Genomic DNA, 25,432 nt, shown 5'->3' on the forward strand with positions numbered 1-25,432 from the left:
ACTTGGCCAGAATAGCCGGACTATCTATCTTAATCGCGCATGTTCTTATGAGATAGCTAAAATCGCTTTGCTTTAATTGGAGGAAAGCGTGAGTCGTTTTCGCAAGGAATCCCATCACGGTCGCCATCCATTTTGGTATCAGGACAGTTTTGAATGAAAAAATAGGCCTCATCTCTAGAGTCCATCTGGCTACAATACTGCCTGCCGTCACAAACAAATCGATTTTTTTCTTGTTTTCGATCTTCTGTCTTTGTTTTTTCCGTTCTCTGACTATCATGATCATAAGGATAGGACGATGCTGGCTGAATAGTAAAAAAGAATGCTGTAGATAGTAGAATAACGAAGAGTTTCCGTTTCATCGAAATATCCATGAAAGAATTGTATAAAGTAAGCCTATCATCCTTACTGGAGCATAAAGATTAATAATTCTTCATTATCAACGTAAAGGTTGTGATGAAAACCTCATTGGTGCTGTTTAAAAAGTAATCTTTTTCTGTGAAAAAGCGCTTTCGCGAGCTGTGTTTCTTTCCAAAGTTGTCTCTCGTTCTAAAAATTATCGACTAAATTGATAGAATACGACGTAATGGGAGGAAACGATGACTGAGAAAAATACGGGTACTAAACACAAGGATGAAAATGACCATCCAGCAAAAGGTGCACCTAAAGATCAGGGGGAGATTCCGCGCAAACGTGATGACAGCAAGGATGATGTCGATGATCCGTTTGATGCGAATAAGGATTAATAGGTTGGCGACAGGTTTCTGTCGCCAATATGTAGCGAAAAGTTAGTGCGCTTTAGGCGCGACGGTAACCGATGCATCGGGGGTGAAATAATCGCTATCATCCACAATTGGAATATAAATCCTGACCCATTCAGTCCCTTCAACCATCTCCCAGCTATGTCCTTCTCCCTGTGTATCGGCGGCAATCAAGACGGTTCCAGGAGAAAGCAGAAAAGTGGAACCATCGCTAACCCGAAATTTCAACGTGCCTTTCAGCGTGATGACATATTGTTTGCGCGGTGCCGGGTGAACGTTCATCTCCCACGCTTCCGTGGAATTACTGAGCCAAAATTTTTGTGCAGTGATTTTTTCCAGTGTAGGCACGCTGCCTGTGACGAAGGCTGAGTGATTATCTTGTGTATTGATGAGTTTGATAGCCGGTATCCGGGTTTCCTCTGTCTGCGTCGAAGAGGACGTTGCGGAATAAGCCGTAACGGAAAACCATAATCCGGCAAGCGCCAGAAGAAAACGCGATGTCTTTTTCATTTAAATAAAATCCATATTATCTATGCCCGATAAGCAGGCAACCCTATATATGTCAGCCGTCTCTGTGTACGTCTTACAACGTCGGGGATGGTACTGCTGGGGGAGATCCTTCACCAGATGGTTAAAGCAATCGCACTGATTGGTATCTCGCTTGATTTGTTTATATTTTATTCGCTCCAGTTCCGCAGTAGGATGAAATAGGTGAAGCGTAAATCAGTAGATGAAGGGAAGATAGATGCAGATTTCAGCCAGTCGTCTGATGGCGATGATACAAATCGTATTGCAAAAGGCAGGATGTGAAGAAAACGAAGCTCGAATTGTCGCCGAACACCTTGTGGATGCAAACCTGAAAGGGCATGACAGCCACGGTGTGGGGATGTTGCCACACTATGTGGCGTTCATCGGGAAAGGTATTATGCATCCGAATACACCCGCGCGTTTAGTGCGTGACAGCGGAGCTGTGCTGCAATTTACTGGCGATCGCGGTTTTGGTCAGCGTACGGGCAAAGAAGCAATGCAGGCGGCTATTGATCGAGTGAAAACGACGGGTGTGTGTTTAATGACGTTGTCGTCTACCTGCCATTTGGGACGCATCGGCACCTATGGAGAAATGGCGGCGGACGCCGGGCTCGTATCGATACACTTCGTCAACGTTAACGATCTCGACCCTATTGTGGCTCCTTGGTGTGGCAGTGAAGCCCGTTTCGGAACGAACCCTATCTGCATTGCGTTCCCGCCAACGGAGCATAACGCAGCCTTTGTGCTGGATTTCGCCACCAGCGTGGTTGCGCTGGGGAAAACCCGCGTCGCGTATCTGGCGGGCAAAACGTTTGATGAAGAGGTCATGTTAGATTGCCACGGTGTTTCCACTAACGATCCGAAAGTCATGTGGGAAGGTGAAAAACACGGTGCCTTGAAACCCATTGCGAAACATAAAGGTGGTGGGTTGATTTTAGCGGCTGAAATGCTGGCGGGGTTGTTGTCGGGCGGCGGAACGATTCAACCGGAGAACGCACGTCAGGGAGCAATAGTGAATAACATGACGACGATTGTTATCGATCCCGCCAGTATGGTTTCTATGGTGTGGTTGCAGAAAGAATATGATGCGATGCTGGATTACGTCCGCACGTCAACGGCTCCCGATCCGACACAGCCTATTTTAATCGCTGGTGAACCAGAACGTATTTCGCAGGCGCAACGTAGCGCAGACGGTATTTATTTGTCCGATCAGGAGTGGCAGAAAATCGTGGAGGCGGGAGTTTCTTTGGGGATGAATCCGGCCGAGTTCGCGTTAATAGCATAATATTATTCAGGAGAAGACAATAATCGGGAGACTAAACGGATGCGGGGATGGGTAATAGTTGTGGCGATATTAGGAGCCTTAGTGGCTCTGGCACCCTGGATCCAGCGTCAACTCCCGCCTGGTTACGATCCTTTCTCTCCACTGTCCGTTGACGATCCACCCACGTTTATTACTCGGCTGAAAATGAAGTCTGTCGCTAACGATCCTGAGGCCTGTCTGGCAATATTAAAGCAGGCGCAGGAAAACGGGCGACTGCGATTCTCCGAGGCCAATGATATCAGTGGGCAATGTCCGGTAGCATCGCCCGTTCGGGTACAAGGCTTTGGCTCGGTCACGCTCAGTTCCAGTTTTCTTGCCAGTTGCCCACTAGCGCTGAGTAGCACCATGTTTGTGGCACAGGTCGCAGTGCCGCAGGCGCAATTTCTTGGCACGACTCTAACGCGTATCGACCATATGGGTAGCTACGCCTGTCGGAATATCTACCATCGACCGGAAGGGCGATTGAGCGAGCATGCGACGGCAGACGCGTGGGATATTGCCGCTTTTCGTCTCTCTGATGGTCGGCAAGTGAGCGTCCTGAATCAGTGGTCGACAACGGACGATCGCGGCAGCTATTTGCGTACCACGTTCAGGGAAAGCTGTCGTTTTTTCGGTAACTCGCTGGGGCCGGAATATAACGCCGCACATGCTAATCACTTTCACTTTGGCATGCGCGGTTTTGGCGTGTGTCGATGAAGATACTCAGGCGGGAAAACTAAAAGTCAGCGTACTCCTGAGCAGGGATCCAGAAGCCGTCAATATACTCTTCGATGGGGAAGCAGCCGGCGCGGCGCAGGCGCTGCTCATCCATCGCTTGCAGGCACTGTGCTTCGGTGTTGTAGGCACCGACGACCAAATCGTCGCAGCCATGCCCGAGATAACAAACAAATATCACTAACGCAAACATGTCGTTCTCCAGACATTACCGATTTTCTCTATCTGTCAGGATAATTGTAGATGAAAATCAGTGAGGAAAGGGAGAACGGGCGGTTCATCAGGTGGTTTTATCGCCACCTGATGCAGAAACCGCATTTATTCTTTAGAAAGAGGCTGGGCAGGGGATGCGCCATCTCGCACTAAATCGCGTGGCAGGCTGTTTTTTATCCGGCTGCTGATGCGTTTTGCCAGACCGACAGGCGTGTTCTGGTAGGTTAAAATCAGCTCATCCGCAGCAGGCAGCGGTTCTGGATAGCTGTCTTTACCCTGGAACCACTCGCAGGCGATGCGATCGGTTAGCGCGTAGGCATTCTTCGCGTTCGGATCGGCCAGCGCGACAATGGCTTCATGCTGCCAGCGGAAACCTTTGGGGAAGCGCTCAGCGAGCTTAAGGCCAATACGTGAGAATCTGATATTGCCAAAAGCGGAGGTCAGCGCCGCAGGGAAGAGCCAGATCTCGCTATCACGCTGCCACAGTTGAAGTAACGTCTCATCCCAGTGAATGCCCTGTTTGCCTGCTGCCTGTGTGAGTAACGCACTGTCTTTGGGCGGGATCGGGGAGAACGGGAATTTACCGACTTTATAACCTGGACGCGGCAGAGGTGGCACGCTGGCGGTTTTCCGCAAACGGGCAACAAAGAAGCCTTCGCTGTCATAAATCTGTGGGAAGACGTGCAGGAAGCCTTCTTCGGTTATGGCGCGTTCGGCGTCGGCGAAGAGATCGTGTAACGATTCAAATTCGCACGCATCAGGAAACTGTGCCTGCAACCAACGGCAGACCTGCTGGTTTTCCTGTCTATTCAGCGTACAGGTGGAGTAAATCATCACGCCGCCGGGCTTCAGGGCATGGAACGCGCTCAGAATCAGGTCGCGCTGTGTGGCAGCAATATCGGTAATGCTCTCTTGCGACCAGTGGTTCATCGCCGCGGGATCCTTACGCACCACGCCTTCACCCGAGCACGGCGCATCCAGCAGAATCGCATCAAAATATTCCGGCAGCGCTGCACCGAAAACCCGCCCGTCAAAGTGTGTAATCGCCGTATTGCTGACGCCGCAGCGGCTGATGTTGGCGTGCAACACTTTTACCCGGCTGGCTGAATATTCATTGGCGACGATAGCCCCTTCATTATTCAGTCGTGCTGCGATTTGCGTCGTTTTGGATCCCGGTGCGGCCGCAACGTCCAAAACTGTTTCCAACGCATCATTACGGTGGAACAGGGCGCTGACGGGCAGCATGGAGCTGGCTTCCTGAATATAAAACAGCCCGCTCAGGTGCTCCAGCGTATTACCTAACCGCGTGTTTTCTTCTTCCGCATTCAGCAGCCAGAAACCTTCCTGACACCAGGGAATCGGCTCAAGCTGCCAGCCATAAGGCTGCACAAGCTGAAGAAAGGCATCGACGCTGATTTTTAACGTATTCACGCGGATGCTCCGGCGCAGCGGACGCTGGCAGGCGGCAATAAAATCCTCCATCGAGAGGGATGAAGGCATGATGTCCCGCATAGTGTCGAGAAATTCAGCAGGCAGGTTGGCTGGGGTAAATTTTGCCACGGCGAGGTTCCGTACAGGTTATTCTGTAAAACGAGGGGAAGAAGCGGCGAAGTGTAGCACGGATCCTTCATACATCATGTGAAAACGACGAGACGGCGCGTGAAAACGACAGGGCGACCATCGCCGCCCCGTCAGGTGATCAGTGTTAATTATTCGGTGTCGGAATCGCTGTACCCCATTGCCGCCACTCTTTGGGCTCTTCGTTCCTCAGCAGGAAATGCTTTCCTTCCTGTGCTTTGGGGGCGAGAGGCGTGCTGGGGGGCGTGGCAAACGCGATACCGCCGCGAATGAACTGCTGGAAGGTTCCGCTCTTGATGACGCCGCCAACCAATCCGAATTCCAGGTTGTAACCTGAAGCCTGCCAGAAGACGGAATTATCGCGCACCAGATGTTGATAGCGTTTGCTGATGCGTAGCGACACGGCGATACGATCGGAGAGCGTGCCCAGCGACAGCCCGGTTACCGTACCGACTTCAATGCCGCGGAACAGCACTGGCGTACCAACCTGCAACGCGCCCGCTTCCGGCGCATCAACGCTGATATTCAAGCCGTCCTGATAGCGAGAGTCGGAGATGGTGGCTTGTTGCAGCTCAAAACTCCGCGTTACGCTGCCATTACCCGGTTCGACGTTGATATAAGGCTGGAATAGCGTCTCCAGATGATTCACGCCGGCGGCGGAAATTTCTGGTGTGACGACGGAAAAACGCGTCCCGGAACGGGCGAAGTTACGCACGTATTCAGGGTAGAGGACGGCCTGCACCAGCACTTCATTACGCTGCTCGGACAGTTTCAGCGAATCCAACTGACCGATATCGATTCCTAGATAGCGGATCGGCATGCCCGGCGCGAGTTTACTGGCATCGTAGGTGCGCAGAATGATGCGACTCCCCACGGCGCGCGCCGCCGTTTCGTTGTTATACAGGACGCGTTTCCCGCCTTTAATTTCTGGAGCACCTTCCAGATTATCAAAACTGATTGCCCCTTTAAGCGCTCGGTTCAGCGGGGAGGCCTGCACGGTCAGGCCCGACGTATTCAACTGCACACGGGCTCCACCTTCTGCCCAGAACACGCTGTTTTCCGTCAGCAGCTTGCGGTGTTCGGGACGAATATAAACGTCAACCTCAAAGGTATCCGCCTTCGGCCGCACCCGCATTATTTCGCCCACCTGGAACTTACGGTACAGCACGATGGAGCCGTCCTGAATATCCGGCAGGCTGTCGGTCACTAAGGTGAGCGTCGGGGAAGGCGTGGCACCGCGAATGCCTTCCTCGGCTTTTTCGAGATCGCTGAACAGCGGGTAACGTGTCTGAACGTCACCTTTGCTGCCCGGTAAAACCTGAATACCGCCGCTGACCCATTCTTGCGCGCTGGCACCCAACACTTGAATCCCATCCAGCCCCATCTTCACATTCACACGGCTGTTCACGATGAATTTGCTGTCGCGGTGTAATAACTGGCGATATCGCGGCTCGATCACCAAAAGGAAGCTGACACCCTGTTCGTCCAGCGTGCGTTTCACGACCTGTCCAACTTGGACACCATGCAGCAGCACAGGTTGACCGCTATCAATCCCATAGCTTTGTGCTGCCGTGAGCTGAATAGAAAGCGCGCCGGGCTGGGTGAGCTGCTGCTGCCCGCTATCCAGCACGTCAAAATGTTGGCGCGGTTCGCCTTCGCCGGGGATGAGCGTCAGCGTTGGGCCGCTCAGCAGACGTGAAACATTCAGGTCACTGAGCGAAAGCTGGGGCTTGCTGAGTTCGATTCGTGTGCCTTCACGCATCAGCGAAACCACGGCAGGATCGATGATGAGTTCTCCACTGACCTTGCCGTCATCTGGGTTCAACGTGATTTTATTCAGCGTGCCGACTTCTAGCCCCTGATACATCAGCGGGGTGCGGCCTTCAGATAGGCTGTCGCCGGAAGGTAAATCTAGCGTGATTTTCACACCGCGCTGGCTTTGCGCCAGATCGGGATAGAGGCGGTAGGATTGTTCGGCACCCGCATTCTCGCTCTCTTCCGGTGAATCGAACGCGATCGCACCGTTAACCAATGCTGCCAGATTCTCCATTTCAATTTTTGCGCCGCTGACGCTAATGTCCGCATTAAAGCCAGACACGTTCCAGAAGCGGCTATTTTTCTTCACCAGATGGGTAAAGCGACGTTCAACCAGCACGTCAATCATCACACCGTGGCTATCTTGGGAAACGGTGTAATCGTAGACTTTTCCCACCGGGATTTTACGGTAGTAAACCAGCGAACCGGTATTCAGTGAACCGAGATCGTCTGCATGGAGATGAATCAGCAGTTCCCCGGTATTCACGCGGTATTTGGGCTGCGTATCCAGCGCTGAAAAGCGCTCTTGTGGCTCGCCGGAACCGGGCATCATGCCGATGTAGTTACCGCCCACCAGCGCATCCAGCCCTGACACCCCAGCGAGAGACGCTTTCGGGGTAACCAGCCAGAACTGCGTGCCGCTGCGCAACGCTTCCTTCATGTCGCTTTTGATACTGGCTTCGACCTGAATGGTACGCAGGTCTTCACTCAGCTTGATATTTTGCACGGTGCCGACTTCCACCCCTTGGTAGCGCACGGGCGTACGTCCGGCGACAATACCGTCAGCGGAGACGAAATCGATAGTGACCGTTGTGCCACGTTCTTGCTGATTGGTGTAAATCAGCCAGCCGGCAATCATCAACGCAATCAGCGGCAGCAGCCAAAACGGCGACAGGCGACGCTTGTTCTTCACGGTAGCTTCAGTTGGTGTCCCAGGCGTATTATCTTGCATTGTTATTCCACATCAGTGTTATCCCACATCAGTCGACTATCCAGCCATTCAACGGCAAGGATAGTGAGAATCACCGCTGCGCCAAAGTAAAAGGCAGCAGGCCCCATGGTGAAAGCGAGTAATTGATCGCGGTTGACGAGTGACATCGTCAGCGCAATCACAAATAAATCGAGCATGGACCAGCGACCGATCCAACGGATCACGCGCAGCATCTTCATGCGCATCATTATGTTGCCTTCTGATCGGAGATGGATACTCACCAGCAGCCCGAACAGCACAATAACCTTAGTAAACGGCACTAGAATACTGGCGATAAAGACCACCAGCGCGATCGGAACATTGCCTGACGCAAGCGAAAGAATACCGGAAAAAATCGTGTCCTCCGTACGTGCACCGTTGACATAAATAATCGATATGGGCAACAGGTTGGCGGGGAACAGTAAAATTATAGAAGCAATGAGCGCTGCCCAGGATTTTTGCAGGCTTTGCCGCTGGCGCAAGCGAAGCGGAATATGGCAACGGGGGCAACGACCTCGGTTGTCGGGAGAACTGGTGAAATGGCAGGAAAGGCAGATTCGATAGCGATCCGGCGAAATCAACGGCCTCATGCGCGGATAAAACCGCTGCCAAAGCTGGTCGGTATTTAAGTGAATCAGCGTCAACAGGCTTAAGATCATCAGTGCCAGAAAGGCGACGAGCCCGATTCCCGCCTGAACATCCGCGAATTCACGGACTTTGATTGCGGCAACGGCCATTCCGACCAGATAGATATCCAGCATCATCCACTCTTTTAGCCGTTGCAACATGAGGAGGATGGGCCGCAGATTCATCCCGATTCGGGGAGCAAAGAACAGGTATAACAGAGAAAAAACCAGCGTGAGTGGGGCACCAACCGTACAGAAAGCAACCATGCTTGCCGTGAGCGGATGCCCCTGCCGGGTGATTTGCCAAATGCCTTCGAACAGGCTGGCATTGATGGTAACCCCCAGCAGGCGAATACTGATCAACGGCTCGGTGAAGGCAAACGGCATCAGGACCAACATGGCAACCGCCATCGCCGCCAGTCGAGAAATAGTCCAGTCTCTGCCTGAACTGACTTTGGCATCACAACGTGGGCAGTTGGCTGTCTGGGTTCGCTTCAACTGCGGAAGCGCAAAAAAGGCATCGCACTCTGGGCAGCGATGATAGCGATCTATGGTAGACGCGGTGTTTTTCGCACCACCCGTTAACGGTGGTCGGGGGGAGGAAAACGGTGCAGGACTGACTATATTATGTATTTTCATCTTTCCTGCGATCCGGTAAAAGGTGTTAAGTCCACGATGGATAACGTATTCACAGCTATTCAGTGTAACTGAAGGCTCACTGAATGATAAATTCATAATAAGGCTCTGATCTCTGCCCGATATTATTTTACAGGTGGAAATAGCATGATATGCACGACAGCGATACAGTAAAGCGGATGATTCTTCGCGCGAAGGCGCGAATCTTATGGCATTCTGTAACCGATGCTAGTGCAGTCTGTGTGGAAACTGTTCGCACTGTTTTGAAAAGACAACAATATACTTTATGAATAAACAAGCATGAATAAACAAGAATTTTATCAGGATCTCATTCGCGATATGTCATCGCTTATCGCGGATGAAAACCGTTTTATTACGATTTTATCAAACAGTAGTGCGCTGCTGTTTGAGCGTTTGGATGGGGTTAATTGGGCAGGGTTTTACCTGTTGGATAACGACACGCTTTTCCTGGGACCATTTCAGGGCAAGGTTGCCTGTGTGCGTATTCCGGTTGGCAAAGGTGTATGCGGTGCAGCGATAGCTGAAAATCGCATTCAGCGCGTGGATGATGTCCATGCGTTCCCTGGTCATATCGCCTGTGATGCCGCGAGTAATGCTGAAATTGTGCTACCGCTTGTCGTTAACGGGCAACCGATTGGCGTTCTGGATATTGACAGTACCCTTTATCAGCGTTTTGACGCAGATGATGAAGAAGGGCTGAAGGCCGTGGTGAGCGTACTTTGTGCTCAACTGGAAGCGAGCGATGTGATGACATTCATCAATTCTCTCACGTTGAAGCAAGGTTAACGTGGCAATTGCCGATGGCGTCATTATAATGACGCCTGTTCATGCCTGCGCCGGTTGGCAAACCCGTTGTAATCAGGAAATTTCATGGAAAATCAACCTAAGTTGAACAGTAGTAAAGAAGTCATTGCCTTTTTGGCAGAGCGGTTCCCGCTTTGTTTCACCACTGAAGGTGAAACTCGTCCGTTAAAGATCGGTATTTTTCAGGATCTTGTTGAGCGTGTGCCGGAGTCCGATAACGTCAGTAAGACGCAATTACGCTCTGCGCTGCGTCTTTATACCTCAAGCTGGCGGTATCTGTACGGTGTAAAATTGGGTGCCCAACGTGTGGATCTAGATGGTAATCCATGCGGTGAGTTGGAACAGCAGCATGTCGATCATGCTCGTAAGCAGTTGGAAGAAGCAAAAGCGCGAGTTCAGGCTCAGCGTGCTGAGCAACAGGCGAAAAAACGTGAAGCAGCCGGAGAATCGGCAGAAGCAGCGCGTACGCCTCGTCCCGCTCAGAAACGTGCGCCGCGCCGCGATGCTTCAAACAATGCATCTCGAAACAACGCACCGCGTAATCCACGTCAGCCTTCTTCCGGCCAATCGCAGCCTTCTTCTCAGCAATCCGCGAATGCTCAATCTCGTCAGGCAAAGCCTGCCAGTAATGAGCGTCAACGGGTCGCGGTTACGGATGTTTCCAAACTGCAAATCGGTCAGGAAATCAAAGTCAGAGCCGGCAAAGACGCCATGGACGCCACCGTGCTTGAAATTGCCAAAGGCGAAGTCAGAGTACAATTGGCTTCTGGATTGGCAATGATTGTACGCGCAGAACACTTGCAGTTCTGATACGGAGGCCAACCTGGGCATGAACAACTTAGTCAAAATAACCGCCATCGCAGGCTTACTGCTGGCGGGCTCTAGTTTTGCAAATGAAAACATTACGCGTGTTGAACAGATTCCTCAGCTACATCAGGAGCCTCAACATGCTACCGTTAGCGACAGGGTGGCCTCACGTTTCCTGCGTTCGCACTATCGCCAGTTTATGCTGGATGCGCAGTTCTCTGAGAAAATTTTTAACCGCTACCTCAATATGCTGGACTACAGCCACAATGTGCTGTTGGCCTCTGATGTGGCACAATTTTCCGGGCAAAAAGCCCAGTTGGGCGACGCGCTGAAATCCGGTCAACTGGATATTCCGTACGCGTTGTACAATCTGGCGCAGAAGCGTCGGTTTGAGCGTTTTCAATATGCATTGTCGCTGCTGGATAAACCGGTCGATCTGACGGGCAATGATACGTTTGAGCTCGATCGCAGCAAAGCCCCTTGGCCGCAGAACGCGGACGAACTTAACCGCCTGTGGGATGCCAAGGTAAAATATGACTGGCTCAGCCTGAAGCTGACCGGTAAAGATGATAAAGACATCAAAGAGACGCTGACCAAGCGTTACCAGTTTGCCATTCGCCGTCTGGCACAGAGCAACAGCGAAGATGTTTTCCAACTCGTCATGAACGCCTTTGCGCGTGAAATTGACCCGCATACCAGCTACCTGTCACCGCGTAACACCGAGCAATTCAATACCGAAATGAGCCTGTCGCTCGAAGGGATTGGCGCGGTGCTGCAGATGGACGACGACTACACCATGATTAATTCCATGGTGCCAGGCGGTCCGGCAGCGAAAAGCAAGAACATCACCGTCGGTGACCGTGTGGTTGGCGTAGGCCAAAGCGGTAAACCAATGGTGGATGTTATCGGCTGGCGTCTGGATGATGTCGTTGCGCTGATTAAAGGCCCGAAAGGCAGCAAGGTCCGTCTGGAAATCCTGCCTGCTGGCAAAGGGACGAAAACCCGCATGGTTACGCTGACGCGTGAACGTATTCGCCTTGAAGACCGCGCGGTTAAGATGTCCGTCAAGACGGTCGGCAAGGATAAAGTCGGCGTACTGGACATCCCTGGTTTCTATGTCGGCCTGACAGATGACGTGAAGGTTCAACTCCAGAAGCTGGAAAAACAGAACGTCAGCAGCATTGTGATTGACTTACGTACTAACGGCGGCGGTGCGCTGACGGAAGCGGTAGGGCTTTCCGGTCTGTTTATTCCCGGCGGCCCAGTGGTTCAGGTGCGCGATAATAATGGCAAAGTGCGCGAAGACAGCGACACCGACGGCATTGTGTATTACAAAGGCCCGCTGGTGGTGCTGGTAGATCGCTTCAGTGCTTCCGCTTCCGAGATCTTCGCGGCGGCAATGCAGGATTATGGCCGCGCCTTGATCGTGGGTGAACCGACGTTTGGTAAAGGCACCGTGCAGCAGTATCGCTCGCTGAATCGGATTTACGATCAGATGCTGCGTCCTGACTGGCCAGCGCTGGGTTCCGTGCAATATACGATTCAGAAGTTCTATCGTATTGACGGCGGCAGTACTCAGATGAAAGGCGTGACGCCTGACGTGATGATGCCAACCGGCACGGAAACGGTAGATACCGGTGAGAAATTTGAAGATAACGCGCTACCGTGGGACAGCATCAAAGCGGCTAACTACACGAAGAGCAACGATCTGAAGGCACTGATTAGCAAACTGAATGAACATCATCAGGAGCGTATCGCCAAAGATCCTGAGTTCCAGTATGTCGCGCAAGATATTGCCCGCTACAACGCGCTGAAGGATAAGCGTAACATTGTGTCGCTCAATCTTGCCCAGCGCGAGAAAGAGAATGACGATGATGAAGCGATGCGTCTGAAGCGGATTAACGATCGACTGACGAGAGAAGGTAAAAAACCGCTCAAATCGCTGGAAGATCTGCCGAAGGACTACCAGGCACCCGATCCTTATCTGGATGAAACGGTGAAAATCGCTAACGATTTGGCACAGGAAGAGTAAAGAGTAATACGCTAAAATCGTTCTGATCATCTGAGATCATCAAGCGCCTTGTGGGTTTATCCGACAGGGCGCTTTTTTTTGAACCTAATCGTTGTTTTTGGATATGTTCGTTGTTGAACGCTACAGAATGACAGCACTGCACCGTCAATGACGGGCTAACGAATCTTGGTTGGTGAACAGCCAAAACGGGTTTTAAACCGTTCGGAAAAACGTGCTGAGGATTTATACCCGCAGGCTTCGGCCAGACGCTGCATACTCCATGACGTCGTCTGTACCAGCATCATCGCGTGTTGCATTCGCGTCTCCAGCAACAGCACTTCAAAACGCGTCTGCTCGGCGGATAGCCTCCGGCGCAGCGTGGCCTCGCTCATCGCCAGCAGGCGACCCGCAGACTGTGCGGTCCAGTGGTGTTCTGGCTCTTCGCTGATAAGTGCACGTAACTGAGCGGTAACGCCGGGCTGTGGCGGTGCGCCAAAACGACATCCCCGTTCCGACAGTGCCAGCAGCATATCCATCAGCCGCAGTTCGAGACGTGATTCATTAAGTGTGTTGCCCGTGATCCCTTCAACCAGATACTGCAATGTGCAGGAGAGATCGTTATCCAGCGCGAGAGTAGTGAAGGGGCGGGGATGATGCGTAGCGGGAAATTCATCAGGATAGCGATGATAAAACCGCGCCAGAAGCGTGGATGAAAACGTCAGAAAGATCGACCGGAAAGCGGAGTCATGGCCGCCGGGCGTTTTCGCCAGATCGGCGCTTGCGTCAGGCGTAATCAGGCAAAGCTGAGATGGCGTGTCGAAAACCGTCGTTTCGTTCTGTTCAAAAATGGTTAATCGACCAGAGAGAACCAGCAGAAGCGTTGCCTCATAGAAATGGAAACGCGTTGTCCGCTGTGGCGTACGCAAGTGGGGCTGAGCTAGCGCGCACAGGCCATACCGCTGTAGCGGCTGGCCTGATGGCAATCGCCAGTCCGCCTCTACAATGAGAGACGGAGAAGCAGGGCGTAAAGTGGTCACGCTCATAGCCAGTCATTCTTATAACAAGTCATTGTCATAACTTATTATTATCACAATAATGCGGGATTCAGCGTATATAGCCCGGTGAGTGTTGCTTCTGCCAATACCGGTGCGTTAGCCAGCGCAGCGCGGACATTCGCTCCGTTAAGTTCACCTTCTATCGTTAAAGCAGGCGTCGCGAGGGCGTAAAGTGTGAAGATGTAATGATGGACAATCGCATCATTCCACGGTGGGCAAGGACCATCATAGCCATAATAGGTGCCTTTCATCTGCTCGTCCGTGGCGAACCAACCCGTGTAATCATTGATGCCGTGTCGGAGTCCTGCCGGTGCATCCGGGCCTGCTTTCCCACGCGGTGTGATACCGCTGGAATGTGAGGCGGCAGGAATTTCATTGATGCTGGCTGGAATGTCCAGCAATAACCAATGGTAGAAATCGACTCGTGGCAGAGAGGCGCTAACTTCGCGACCTTCCTGATTCACATCGTCACCGCGGCTGGGTACATCTGGATCGTGGCAGATCAATACGAAAGACTGTGTCCCTTCGGGCGCGCCGTGCCAGGCAAGATGGGGATTGTGGTTAGAAGACAGCGTAATGTGGCTAGTTGCATTCGGTACGGCAAAGGCAAATTCGCCTGGGATAGTTTCGCCGTCCTGAAAACTGTGGCTGGAGAGTTGCAGCATGGTGGAGCTCCTTATCGTGATTCTGATGAGTGTTGAGTCATTATAGAAGAAGCTGTGCGTAATTATTTTCCTAATGCCGTCAGGATAATGCTTTTAGCGGTCAATTTGAGGGGTTTAGGTATGAAGACTCGTTAAATGATGTTAAAAAAATGACGTCAGATAGGGAAAAGCAGGGGGGCTGACAAACCCGTCGAGTGGTGATTCGGATACGCTAAACGAGCATTCAAGCCACCAACAAGTGTTAACACGTGGACTACGTCACTCATCATCATGAATGTCAGACAACCCATGAAAAACATGAAGGAGTCTGGCCCGTCACTGTGCGAAATGTGTTATCCCGATGACATGGATGTGATCCAGCATTTTCATACCACAGGCTTCCACCACAAACGACGGTGTGAAGTTATTCGGTACTTCGTAGTTTATTTGGTTTCAGTGAAAGAATAATAGAATCAGATGATTGTAGAGAAATTCCATGTCCATTCAATTTCAAAACGGTAAGTATATTATTATGGTGTAAAACTATTTTCTCATAGGACAATCCGCTATCGTCACAAGTCGAATGGTTATCAGAGATTAGCTTCACATCAAATCCCAATGCCACTGCCCGTCTAACAGATAAATCAACACAATATTGTGTGATAAATCCACCAACAATGAGATCCGTAAGGTAATCCCCCGAAAAAGCGGTGTGTTTATAAGTAGAATTTTCTCGTAATCTGAACTGGGGAGATCTCTATGAAAAAATCACGTTTTACTGACAGCCAGATCATGTCTATCCTGAAGCAAGCCGAGGCCGGAACACCTGTGGCCGAACTGTGCCGCGAGCATGGTATGAGCAATGCCAGTTTCTATAAGTGGCGTTCTCGCTTTGGCGGTATGGACGCCTCCATGATGACCCGTCTGAAAGAACTGGAAGACGAAAACCGTCGCCTCAAAAAAATGTATGCTGAAGAACGGCTCAAAGCCGAAATCATTCAGGAGGCCATGGCAAAAAAGTGGTGATGCCATCGCGTCGAAAGCAGATGGCACAGGACGCGGTCAGAAACCGAAACGTCAGTGTGCGTTTTGCCTGCCAGTTGTTTGTTGTCAGCGAAAGCTGTTATCGCTATCAGCCTCATCTGAATGAAGAAAATGACCTCATTGCTGACTGGCTGCTCCGCATCACTGACAGTCAGCGCAACTGGGGATTTGGTCTGTGTTTTTTGTACCTGCGTAATGTCAAAGGCTTCAGGTTCAACCACAAAAGGGTGTACCGGATTTATTGCGAGTTGTCGCTGAACATGCGAATCAAACCGAAAAAACGACTGAAACGGGATAAACCTGAACCGCTGGCGGTGCCTGAAAACAGAAACGAATGCTGGTCGATGGACTTCATGCATGATCAGCTATCGGATGGTCGTTCAGTCCGTTTGCTGAATGTTATTGATGACTTTAATCGTGAAGCGCTGGCAATTGAGGTGGATTTTTCCCTGCCCGCCAGTCGGGTAATCAGAACGCTGGAACAACTCATTGAGTGGAAAGGAAAACCGACGGCAATACGGTGTGATAACGGGCCGGAATATACGGGGAAGATGCTGATGTCATGGGCGGTTCATCAGAATATAACCCTTCGTTTTATTCAGCCCGGCAAACCTCAGCAGAATGCCTATATTGAACGATATAACCGGACGGTGCGTTATGACTGGCTGGGGCAATACCTATTTACATTACTGGATGAATTGCAGAATTATGCTACTCAGTGGCAATGGTTTTATAATAACGAACGTCCGAATATGGCGTTGAATGGCTACACACCGATGCAGCATATTCAACGCATAACCTGATTCTACTTATCACCTCCGCTAAAAATGGGGGATTACCGTAACTCCTAAGAAGAGTCTATAGTTTTAATTTTTTCATTGAAATGTATGTGTTATTTTTATCTATCTGTGTTTTTATACGCTTTCATATACAATTAAAATGTGATCGTATGGGACTACGACCACATTTGAGAGTATTAATTAATAAATGTCTTCATAATGGTCACGCCATTGTGGGAACCATGAACTAATTCACGCACAATTACGTTAAGCCCACTATCTGTAACCTCCACAATAGAATAACTATTGCGCTCGCCATTCATCCGTTGTTGCTGATCTACGCTAACACTACCGTTTGATATAATTCTTAAAGACTTTCCGCTATTAAAATTGCTTCTTTCATATTGTGTGTAGTTTGACATATTAAAAATATGCTGATGTCCATGCATAACTAGTTTTATATTTTTTGAAATCGCTGATTTCATAATCCTTAACGAATCTACAGTCAAAGAAATTCCTTTCTTATTTAAAATGTCAATATCGTTTACCGGAAGAAGATGATGATGCAGTGCTAGCATCCTAAAAGTCTCCTTGTCATTACTTGACAGATTATTTATTGCATCAATTCCTTCTTGCCCGACATAGCCGTACTCTGTCCATTCCGATGTGCTTACTATTCCACACGAGTTCAAAATGGTTATATCTAGATTTTTATCAATGTCTTTAATTTTAAAGTGTGCATTGTAAGATAAGTTCTCTCGCCAAGATCTACCTGATAATTCTTCAATAAATATTCTATAATCTCTCTCAAATCTTTTATCAACTTGATTGATAATATTCTCACTAGAATCAGCGTGGTATCTGACCATGTCATGATTACCTGGTAAGGCTAATATCTTATCGTGTTCTATGTTAAGAGCATTACAGAGGCTATGGATCTCATCCTTTATTTTTAAACTATGAGGTGTGTTCCAATCCCCTTTAGTTGTTAAATCACCGGTAATCAGTAGTAGTGAGAACTTATCGGCTATACCAAGCTCACCTAAGTCTTTCATTATTGATCTTGTTAGTGAAGATTTAGTCTGTCCGAATTTATTAATTTCACTTTCATAACAGAATCCATAGTTTTCTCCAAAGTGTAAGTCTGAAATAACCAATATATGATTTTTATTTAACTCAATTCTGTTATTGATCATATCCTTATGATTGTTTTTATTTTTATTACCTTCTTCTAAAAAAAGATATGTTGGGTTTCCACTTTTTGCAAATGCTTCATCAAAATCTAAATTGTATCTAGGAAATATTTTTAAATTTTTTATGAGGAACCAAGTGTTAATTTCTTTCGACTTTTGACTATAATAGCTTGGTACTTGTGATAAATTAAGTTCACTTGCTTGATTATGTATAACCCTAGAAACTGTAGCTTTATATATCTTATTGAGATCGCGATTGATTAAGAAAATATAATCATGTTTGTATGTATCCAAATACTCTAACTCAATATCAGAAAGGATCTCTTTTTCTTGCTTCCACCACCCCCACCAAACAGCGCCACAATTATCAATGATAGATTGATGTTCTTCTATTGTGTCTATACCATCAGTAGTATCTCTAAATCTTAAGATTAAAATTCCTGTTTCCATTTTAACTTCCTTGAATAAGGTGGAGAGGGGATGTCCCATTCTTTTAGATTAGTTATTTTTTCATAAATCTTGTTAAGGTCATCAGTTTCTATAAGCTGATCCAATAATTTTATTAGAGCATTTGGATTATCTAATTGGCCTACTTCATTTTCGGAGCTCCATAGTTGTATAAGCTCTCTACCTTTCACTCTTTTGCTAACAGATGGCCAAATCCAGCCATTTGCTTGATCTAATTTATCTAATTTTATAGACCCAATCTCATTATTGTTTTCATCGCACTTAACGGCGATTTGATAATCGTTGAATAAATATCTTATCCATTTAGACTCATTAGGAGTGATTTTTTTTAATGCAGGGGTACTATTTATGGTGATTATTACAAGATCTCCTTTTCTCGTTTGCAGGTGCTTATTTTTAAAGTTTGACATTTTCTCAAATAAAGGTGTTTCATAATCAAGTGAACTTTCAAAATATTCAATATCTGCCCATTTTAGTACCCATTCAAACAACTCTTTTTTTTCTGAAATAGCTAAAGGTCGTGTGTTGTCAGGCCATATAGATAGGAATATTTTAGCCCCAATTCCAGCTGAAATTGCGGCCCACGACAACCATCTGTAGTAGACGTCTAAATACCACGGGGGATCCATTACAACAAAGTTGTAGCTATCTTTAAGTGGTTCTGAGAAGTTAATATCTATCAGTATATGATTTTTTAAGTCCTGTACCGGATGGCTATCAACTAAAACCACCTCCTTTCCCTTTTCTGAGAGTATTGCTGCAACAGTTGGCACTCCTACAGAGAGCGTTTTCCCGTCAGCACAGTATTCGACAAGCCTTTCAGCTGTTTTATCAGAAAACCTCCAGTCATAATCAAGAGGATGTGGATTTGGTCTTATGGTTATCACAATTATTCCTTAATGTGAAAAGTATAAGTCTAATAAAAATGAGACATGATTTTATGATATTTAATTTCTAATTCTGATATCGATTTTTAAATCAAGAATATTTCAATTTTTGGATGAAAATAATAAAGTTTTAGTCCTCTAATTTGAATGATTTTCTTGGGATACATATATAAGTAGTTAACCCGATGCTTCTTTTTAGTGAGTTTAACATTAAAAAATCACTCTTTTATAGCACTGATGTTAGTAAGAGTGAAGTTGAAAAGTAAGCTATTTTAAGCTACCGACCTTACAGTAAACTCTGTTAAAAATTTATCAAACAATTCTTTACACTGCCCATCTTTCATTTTTATTCAATTTAAACAGTGCATTACGTGATTGTTAATGATGAGGGATGACTGATATTCTTCACCAGCGGTGACGCATGATCGTAAAAAAACCGGCTTTCGCTGGTTCACGCTGCCGGTTCGTCACACTTTGGCAGCCAGTCGGCGTTGCTGTCGTCCGTCAGATCGAGATTGGTCTGTATACCTGACTTCGTGCGCCGCTGAAGGTAGTTCAGCCCGTACTCGCGCAGTATGCTGGTGTTACCCATGTGCAGGCCGGTCGGCTCAGCGGTTGAAAGCAGATTGCCGCAGAAGTCCACCATCGGATCGGCGTCGCGCTTAATGCGCATCGCTTCACCTGAATTCTGCTGTGACTGAAGCTGCGCGCGGGCTTCCTACGGCTGGTTGAACCGCAGCATCAGTTGATGCACTATGGTGAATATGTCACATACGTAACGGTAGCCAGAGATGTTGCGGCTGTTATGGGTAAAACCAGCATTTCAGCTCAGGCTACCGGTGGGGCGGTGGGTCACAACCCAATATCTATTATCATTCCCTGCCATCGGGTAATCGGTACCAATAACAGTTTGACTGGGTATGCTGGGGGTATCGCAAAAAATTAAGTTACTTGAACTGGAGGGTGTGAACACCGTAAATATGAGCGTCCCTATCAAAGGGACTGCTTTATGATAATGATCGTCTTACCCGATCGGATAAAGAAGCAGCATTGCTATCGAGTGACACGATATCTCGCGATTAACGACCCGCTTTTAGCTGCTGGAAATAGGTTTCATACAGCGTGCTGGCGCTGCCGACATCGTTCTGCCACTCGCCTTTCGCGATAGTTTCATCATCTGGGTACAGCGTTTTGTCCCCTGAAACTTCTGGCGGCAGTAATTTTTTCGCCGCCAGATTTGGCGTTGGATAACCGATAGTTTCCGCGACCTGTGCCGCGACTTCCGGGCGCAGCAGGAAGTCGATCAGCTTCATCGCACCGTCAACGTTTTTGGCATTGGCCGGAATCGCCAGACTGTCCATCCAGAAGATGCCGCCTTCTTTGGGCCAAATGACATCCAGCGGAGTACCAGCCTGACGCGCCACGTAGGCAGAACCATTCCACACCATACCCAGATTAACTTCACCTTCGATGAACGGGTTGCCGGGGTTGTCTGAGTTGAACGTCAGCACGTTCGGCATCAGAGCCTGCAGTTCTTTATAGGCCGCCTCAATCTCTTTAGGATCGGTGGTATTTGCAGAGTAGCCCAGTTTACGCAGAGCGATTTGGAACACCTCACGCGCGTCATCCGTCAGCAGCAGGCTGTTTTTGTACTTTGTATCCCACAGGTCGGCCCAACGGGTAACGCTGGCAGGGTCAATCATTTCATGATTAATGCCAATCGCCGTTGCGCCCCAGATATAGGGAATGGAGTAGTCGTTGTTCGGATCGAAAGATTTGTGCAGCAGATTTGGGTCGAGATTATGGAAGTTGCTGAGCTTGCTGGTATCGATCTTTTGCAGCATGCCTTCTTTGCTCATCTTAGAGATGAAATAAGTTGAAGGTACGACCAAGTCGTAAGCGCCATCCTTATAGGTTTTCAGCTTGGCGTACATACTCTCGTTGGATTCATAGGTGGAGTAAATCACCTTGATGCCCGTTTCTTTAGTGAACTGTTCCAACAGGCCCGGCGGCACGTATTCGGTCCAGTTATAGAAATAGAGCGTTTTGCCATCGTCGGCGTTGGCGGTGCTGATGCCAAACGCCATCGCGCAGGCTGCCAGTAGGTGTGGCCACTTTTTCATTATGTTTACCTCCTTACAGGTCCCAAAGGAAATACCCACTGATATCAGCAGATATGAAAATAACGGTATTCATCGCGCGAGCCGCCACCTTACTTTCCGGTGCGGTCGCGTAAAATCAGCTGGCTACTGAGCACCAGCACCAGCGACAGAATGAGTAAAATCGTTGCCAGCGCATTAACTTCCGGGGAAACGCCGACCTTCACCATTGAATAAATCTTCAACGGCAGAATCTCATACTCGGGTCCGGTGACAAACGAGGACACCACTACGTCATCCATCGACAGCGTAAAGCTGAGCAGCCAACTGGCGGCTACTGCCGGCATAGCCAGCGGAAGAATGATTTTACGCAGAATAATCACTTCGCTGGCCCCTAAATCGCGCGCGGCTTCCAACATCCGCACATCAAAGCCTTTCAGGCGTGAATAGACCGTCACTACCACAAACGGCAGGCAGAACGTGATATGGGAAAACAGCAGCGACCAGAATCCGAGCGAGATGCCCAGCAGCATGAAGAGCACCAGCAGTGAGATCGCCATCACGATATCCGGCGACATCATCACCACGAACAGCATGCCGCCGACAAAAGGCTTGCCGCGAAAACGGTAACGATACAGCGCGACGGCCGTCAGGGAGCCAATCAGCGTGGCGAATGTTGCAGAGAAAACGGCCATCGTCAGTGAGTGCTGTGCGGCCTGAAGCAGGCTGTCGTTGTTTATCAGCAGCCGATACCAGTCCAACGTAAATCCCTGCCAGTTGATGCCGAAACGCGCCTGATTAAATGAATTCACGATCAGAATGATGATCGGGATATACAGATAAGCGTAAATGATGGACATAAATCCACCGCGGATTAAGCGTCCGGTCATTCCAGCTCTCCCTTTTTATTCAGCAGGCGGGCTGTGCGGTAATAGATAAATAGCAGTACGCCCATGACTAGCGTCAGGCAGATGCTGGTGGCAGCACCAAATGGCCAGTCGCGGATATTGAGGAACTGGCTTTTAATAACGTTACCGATCAGCAAATTCTTGGCGCCGCCCATCAGATCGGCAACGAAGAACAAGCCCATTGCAGGCAGCAGCACCAGCAGGCAGCCGGCGATAATCCCCGGCATGGTCAGCGGGATGACGACGCGAATGAAGGTTTGCCATTTATTCGCCCCCAGATCGCGGGCGGCTTCGAGGTAGGATTTATCGAGCTTCTCAATGCTGGAGTAAAGCGGTAGCACCATGAACGGCAACAGGATATAAATCAGGCCGAGAATCACCGCTTCGGAGGTGTACATAATCCGGATCGGCGTATCGATAAGACCCGTCCAGAGTAGAAATTCATTCAGATGGCCGCGTGTACTCAGAAAGATTTTCAGGCCGTAAATGCGGATCAGCGAGTTAGTCCAAAACGGCACAATCAGCAGAAACAGCATCAGGGGCTGAATTTTTTTCGGTAAGCGCGCCAGAATAAAGGCGAACGGGTAGCCCCACAGCAGACAGCAAAGCGTGGCGATAACAGCCATGTTCAGCGAATGCAGCAGCACAGAGGCATAAAGTGGATCGGCCAGCCGCGTATAGTTTTCCAGCGTAAAGACCAGGCTGACGAAATGAGTGTCATCGCGCGTCAGGAAACTGGTTCCGATGATCATCAGGTTGGGCAGGAAAACAAACAGCACCAGCCAGGAAACGATGAGTGTGATAATGATGTTTTGAAAGCGTTTACGCGACTTCTTCATCGTGCAGGACTACCTCCCAACTTTCCACCCAGGTGACGTCTACTTTCTGGTTGAGTGAATGGTCGAAGTCGGGATCGTCTTCGTTAAAGAACTCGCTGACCATGACCATCTTGCCGTTTTCCAGCTCAATGTTGGATTCCAGCGTCATGCCTTTATAGTTGCGCTCGCGCACGTAGCCCACCATGCCCTCCGCCTGCATGCCGTCGCCAAGCTCTTCGACGCGTAAATCTTCCGGCCGTAGCAGTACGTTGAGGTGTTGCCCGACGTTGACCGGAAAGCTGACGGTAATAACGCATTCGTGGCCTTCGACCTGAGCACGCACCCGCTGTTCGTCCAACTGCTCCAGCACCACGGCATCAAAGATATTGATTTCACCGATAAAGCTGGCGACGAACAGGTTTTTTGGCTCTTCGTAGATTTCACGCGGCGTGCCGTCTTGCTCGATGCGTCCATCGCGCATCACGACGATACGGTCAGACATGGTCAGTGCTTCTTCCTGATCGTGCGTGACGAAAATAAAGGTGATACCCAGCTTGCGTTGCAGCGCCTTTAGTTCGTTCTGCATTTGCTTGCGCAGCTTATAATCGAGCGCGGACAGGGATTCATCCAGCAATAGAACCTTCGGCTGATTGACGACAGCGCGGGCGATGGCAACACGCTGTTGCTGGCCACCGGATAATTGATGTGGGCGACGCTGCGCCAGCTCTTCTAACTGCACCATTTTCAGTGCTTCAATCACGCGTGGCGTAATCTCTGCTGCGGGTGTTTTCTGCATACGCAGGCCGAATGCCACGTTCTCAAACACGCTGAGATGAGGAAACAGGGCGTAGCTTTGAAATACGGTATTAACGTGTCGCTGTTCGGCGGGCTGGTGGGTGATGTCCTGCTTTTCCAGCATGACGTTGCCGCTATCGACCGTTTCCAGACCGGCAATCAGTCGCAGTACGGTGGTTTTGCCGCAGCCGGATGGCCCGAGGATCGTCAGAAACTCACCGTTATTAATGGTGAGATTAAAATGCGAAATGATGTCTTTGCCATCAAAGCCTTTATGGACGTTGAGCAATTCAACGACCGGCACAGTCAGGGAGTTTTCTTTCATTAAGGTATAGCTCTATGTCCTGATTTGGCCGACCAACGGTATGTCCGTTGCGATCGTACCAAGGGTTATCACCTTTCAGCTAGCGTGCGCAGTTAAGGGCGGCATTTTACGGGAAACACTGCCTGACGCCAACTTGTGTGACCCACTTACTGCCGATTGGTGGCGATTAAGCCAATGAATGAGGGAGTATGTTTCCCGATTGTTACCTGATTTGGGCATTCTTCGTGACGTGGTCACTGCTTTTTGGCCTGAATTCTGGTCTGCCGGTTTGTTAAATCGGAAAAAAACTGACCTGACGCAATATTTACCGTGGGAGCCCTATCCATAATGCCTTTCAGGGTTCAGGGGGTATAAATAAGATGGATAGATTACTCGACAGATTTTTGAATTACGTTTCGTTCGATACACAGTCTAAATCCGGCGTTCGGCAAGTGCCGAGCACCGACGGTCAGTTGAAACTGGCGCGTGCGTTGCAGCAGGAGCTGCTCGAACTGGGATTTGAGCAAGTGGCGTTGAGCAAACAGGGTTGCCTGATGGCGACGCTTCCGGCAAACGTTGCCTGGCCCGTTCCGGCTATTGGCTTCATTTCACATATGGATACGTCACCGGATTTTAGCGGCAAGAATGTTAATCCGCAGATTCTGGAAAACTACCGCGGCGGCGATATTGCCTTGGGCGTGGGGGATGAAGTGCTGTCACCCGTGATGTTTCCGGTGTTACACCAGCTACTGGGACACACGCTGATTACTACCGACGGCAAAACGCTGCTGGGAGCGGACGATAAAGCGGGGATTGCGGAAATTATTACCGCGCTGGTGCGTTTGAAGAAAAGCCAGTTACCGCACGGCGATATTCGTATTGCGTTTACGCCTGATGAAGAAATTGGCAAGGGTGCGCAATTTTTTGATGTCAACGCGTTTAACGCACAGTGGGCTTATACCGTGGACGGCGGCGGTGTCGGTGAGCTGGAATATGAGAATTTTAATGCCGCATCGGTTCAGGTGAAAATCGTGGGCAATAACGTGCATCCCGGTAGCGCCAAAGGCGTGATGGTGAATGCGCTGACATTGGCCTCTCGCTATCACCAGCATGTGCCGGAGAATCAATCGCCGGAGCAGACGGACGGCTATCAGGGGTTCTATCATCTTCACACCATGAAAGGCTCTGTGGAACGCGCAGATTTGCATTACATCGTCCGCGATTTTGACCGCAACGGCTTTGAACAGCGTAAACAGACGATGCTGGATATTGCGGAAAAAGTCGGCGCGGGGCTGCACCCGGATTGCTACATTGAAGTCACGATTACCGATACCTATTACAACATGCGTGAGCAGGTTGAGCAGCATCCGCACATTATTGCGTTGGCGCAGCAGGCGATGCGGGATTGCGACATTGAGCCGAATATGAAGCCGATTCGCGGCGGCACCGACGGCGCACACCTGTCATTTCAAGGGCTACCGTGCCCGAATCTGTTTACCGGCGGCTACAACTATCATGGCAAACATGAATTTGTCACGCTGGAAGGCATGGAAAAGGCGGTGTCTGTGATTATGCGCATTGCCGAATTGACGGCGCTGCGCGCGAAGCCGTAAGTGTTTCCATTTTGCAGAGA

23 protein-coding genes and 1 pseudogene are annotated in these 25,432 nt (G+C 49.4%); 9 read left to right on the top strand and 15 right to left on the bottom strand.

Translation table 11 applies throughout. The features are described from left to right. Positions 1 to 56 precede the first annotated feature (56 nt). Positions 57 to 359 carry an excalibur calcium-binding domain-containing protein gene (locus BJJ97_RS14750; protein WP_095994417.1) on the bottom strand — a complete coding sequence of 101 codons (303 nt, stop codon included), beginning with the start codon at positions 357 to 359 and terminating at the stop codon, positions 57 to 59. Positions 360 to 596: 237 nt separating this feature from the next. Between BJJ97_RS14750 and BJJ97_RS22150 the strand changes: the two genes are divergently transcribed. Beyond that, positions 597 to 743 carry a hypothetical protein gene (locus BJJ97_RS22150; RefSeq protein WP_167385200.1) on the top strand — a complete coding sequence of 49 codons (147 nt, stop codon included), beginning with the start codon at positions 597 to 599 and terminating at the stop codon, positions 741 to 743. A gap of 42 nt (positions 744 to 785) precedes the next feature. On the opposite strand, the gene BJJ97_RS14755 is transcribed toward BJJ97_RS22150, so the two are convergent. Then, complete coding sequence (locus tag BJJ97_RS14755; protein WP_095994418.1) at positions 786 to 1,268, bottom strand: cupin domain-containing protein; 483 nt, start codon at positions 1,266 to 1,268, stop codon at positions 786 to 788. A 235-nt stretch (positions 1,269 to 1,503) separates the two neighbouring features. Here BJJ97_RS14755 and BJJ97_RS14760 point away from each other — a divergent pair, with 235 nt between their 5' ends. Continuing rightward, positions 1,504 to 2,571, top strand: a complete 1,068-nt coding sequence (locus BJJ97_RS14760; protein WP_095994419.1) for a malate/lactate/ureidoglycolate dehydrogenase — start codon at positions 1,504 to 1,506, stop codon at positions 2,569 to 2,571. 39 nt (positions 2,572 to 2,610) lie between these two features. Further along, the gene (locus tag BJJ97_RS14765; RefSeq protein ID WP_095994420.1) at positions 2,611 to 3,306 is read left to right on the top strand and encodes an extensin-like domain-containing protein; all 696 of its coding nucleotides are present in this window, start codon (positions 2,611 to 2,613) and stop codon (positions 3,304 to 3,306) included. Between the two features lie 19 nt (positions 3,307 to 3,325). Here BJJ97_RS14765 and BJJ97_RS14770 read toward each other — a convergent pair whose 3' ends face one another. From BJJ97_RS14770 to yebS, 4 genes are all read right to left on the bottom strand, one after another. Beyond that, positions 3,326 to 3,517, bottom strand: coding sequence for a YdfD/YebW family protein (locus BJJ97_RS14770; RefSeq protein ID WP_010302631.1), 192 nt, complete (start codon positions 3,515 to 3,517; stop codon positions 3,326 to 3,328). Positions 3,518 to 3,642: 125 nt separating this feature from the next. After that, a complete protein-coding gene (gene rsmF, locus BJJ97_RS14775; RefSeq protein WP_095994421.1) occupies positions 3,643 to 5,097 on the bottom strand; it encodes a 16S rRNA (cytosine(1407)-C(5))-methyltransferase RsmF in 1,455 nt (484 codons plus the stop codon). A gap of 145 nt (positions 5,098 to 5,242) precedes the next feature. Beyond that, positions 5,243 to 7,882 carry a PqiB family protein gene (locus tag BJJ97_RS14780; RefSeq protein ID WP_095994422.1) on the bottom strand — a complete coding sequence of 880 codons (2,640 nt, stop codon included), beginning with the start codon at positions 7,880 to 7,882 and terminating at the stop codon, positions 5,243 to 5,245. Positions 7,883 to 7,884: 2 nt separating this feature from the next. Then, a complete protein-coding gene (gene yebS, locus BJJ97_RS14785; RefSeq protein WP_095994423.1) occupies positions 7,885 to 9,165 on the bottom strand; it encodes a membrane integrity lipid transport subunit YebS in 1,281 nt (426 codons plus the stop codon). A gap of 297 nt (positions 9,166 to 9,462) precedes the next feature. Here yebS and BJJ97_RS14790 point away from each other — a divergent pair, with 297 nt between their 5' ends. The 3 genes from BJJ97_RS14790 (at position 9,463) to prc (ending at position 12,826) form a co-directional block, all read left to right on the top strand. Continuing rightward, complete coding sequence (locus BJJ97_RS14790; RefSeq protein WP_095994424.1) at positions 9,463 to 9,969, top strand: GAF domain-containing protein; 507 nt, start codon at positions 9,463 to 9,465, stop codon at positions 9,967 to 9,969. A gap of 84 nt (positions 9,970 to 10,053) precedes the next feature. Next, complete coding sequence (proQ, locus tag BJJ97_RS14795) at positions 10,054 to 10,797, top strand: RNA chaperone ProQ (RefSeq protein WP_095994425.1); 744 nt, start codon at positions 10,054 to 10,056, stop codon at positions 10,795 to 10,797. A gap of 19 nt (positions 10,798 to 10,816) precedes the next feature. Further along, positions 10,817 to 12,826: a carboxy terminal-processing peptidase gene (gene prc, locus BJJ97_RS14800; protein ID WP_095994426.1), complete on the top strand. Its 2,010-nt coding sequence runs from the start codon at positions 10,817 to 10,819 to the stop codon at positions 12,824 to 12,826. Between the two features lie 155 nt (positions 12,827 to 12,981). Here the strand turns inward: prc and BJJ97_RS14805 are convergent, their stop codons facing one another. Together BJJ97_RS14805 and BJJ97_RS14810 are read right to left on the bottom strand one after the other, a co-directional pair. Further along, positions 12,982 to 13,848, bottom strand: coding sequence for an AraC family transcriptional regulator (locus BJJ97_RS14805; protein WP_095994427.1), 867 nt, complete (start codon positions 13,846 to 13,848; stop codon positions 12,982 to 12,984). Positions 13,849 to 13,892: 44 nt separating this feature from the next. Next, positions 13,893 to 14,525: a YbhB/YbcL family Raf kinase inhibitor-like protein gene (locus BJJ97_RS14810; protein ID WP_095994428.1), complete on the bottom strand. Its 633-nt coding sequence runs from the start codon at positions 14,523 to 14,525 to the stop codon at positions 13,893 to 13,895. A gap of 738 nt (positions 14,526 to 15,263) precedes the next feature. Here BJJ97_RS14810 and BJJ97_RS14820 point away from each other — a divergent pair. Continuing rightward, positions 15,264 to 16,351 (top strand): IS3 family transposase gene (locus BJJ97_RS14820; protein ID WP_095994430.1). Its coding sequence is split into 2 segments (ribosomal slippage): positions 15,264 to 15,516 and positions 15,516 to 16,351, totalling 1,089 coding nucleotides; the frame shifts between segments, so codons are not numbered across the junction. A gap of 173 nt (positions 16,352 to 16,524) precedes the next feature. Here BJJ97_RS14820 and BJJ97_RS14825 read toward each other — a convergent pair. From BJJ97_RS14825 to BJJ97_RS14835, 3 genes and pseudogenes are all read right to left on the bottom strand, one after another. Continuing rightward, a complete protein-coding gene (locus tag BJJ97_RS14825; RefSeq protein WP_157910783.1) occupies positions 16,525 to 17,970 on the bottom strand; it encodes a metallophosphoesterase family protein in 1,446 nt (481 codons plus the stop codon). After that, positions 17,952 to 18,875, bottom strand: coding sequence for a hypothetical protein (locus BJJ97_RS14830; RefSeq protein ID WP_095994432.1), 924 nt, complete (start codon positions 18,873 to 18,875; stop codon positions 17,952 to 17,954). The genes BJJ97_RS14825 and BJJ97_RS14830 overlap by 19 nt, the downstream gene beginning before the upstream one ends. Positions 18,876 to 19,326: 451 nt before the next feature. Further along, positions 19,327 to 19,644, bottom strand: a pseudogene (locus tag BJJ97_RS14835) (DNA primase); the annotation flags it as partial. Here BJJ97_RS14835 and BJJ97_RS22315 point away from each other — a divergent pair. Then, entirely contained in the window at positions 19,624 to 19,821 is a 198-nt protein-coding gene (locus BJJ97_RS22315) for a methylated-DNA--[protein]-cysteine S-methyltransferase (protein WP_405083391.1), read from the top strand. The pseudogene BJJ97_RS14835 and the gene BJJ97_RS22315 overlap by 21 nt on opposite strands. 133 nt (positions 19,822 to 19,954) lie before the next feature. On the opposite strand, the gene potD is transcribed toward BJJ97_RS22315, so the two are convergent. From potD to potA, 4 genes are all read right to left on the bottom strand, one after another. Then, a complete protein-coding gene (potD, locus tag BJJ97_RS14845) occupies positions 19,955 to 20,998 on the bottom strand; it encodes a spermidine/putrescine ABC transporter substrate-binding protein PotD (RefSeq protein ID WP_039480050.1) in 1,044 nt (347 codons plus the stop codon). Positions 20,999 to 21,087: 89 nt separating this feature from the next. Next, positions 21,088 to 21,864 carry a spermidine/putrescine ABC transporter permease PotC gene (potC, locus tag BJJ97_RS14850; RefSeq protein ID WP_095994433.1) on the bottom strand — a complete coding sequence of 259 codons (777 nt, stop codon included), beginning with the start codon at positions 21,862 to 21,864 and terminating at the stop codon, positions 21,088 to 21,090. Next, positions 21,861 to 22,721, bottom strand: a complete 861-nt coding sequence (potB, locus tag BJJ97_RS14855; protein ID WP_095994434.1) for a spermidine/putrescine ABC transporter permease PotB — start codon at positions 22,719 to 22,721, stop codon at positions 21,861 to 21,863. Before potB ends, potC begins: the two co-directional genes overlap by 4 nt. Next, entirely contained in the window at positions 22,705 to 23,820 is a 1,116-nt protein-coding gene (gene potA / locus BJJ97_RS14860) for a spermidine/putrescine ABC transporter ATP-binding protein PotA (RefSeq protein ID WP_095994435.1), read from the bottom strand. Before potA ends, potB begins: the two co-directional genes overlap by 17 nt. A 359-nt stretch (positions 23,821 to 24,179) precedes the next feature. Here potA and pepT point away from each other — a divergent pair, with 359 nt between their 5' ends. Then, a complete protein-coding gene (gene pepT, locus BJJ97_RS14865; protein ID WP_095994436.1) occupies positions 24,180 to 25,412 on the top strand; it encodes a peptidase T in 1,233 nt (410 codons plus the stop codon). Positions 25,413 to 25,432 lie beyond the last annotated feature (20 nt).

Origin of the sequence: Pectobacterium polaris, assembly GCF_002307355.1 — a bacterium.
GTDB lineage: Bacteria > Pseudomonadota > Gammaproteobacteria > Enterobacterales > Enterobacteriaceae > Pectobacterium > Pectobacterium polare.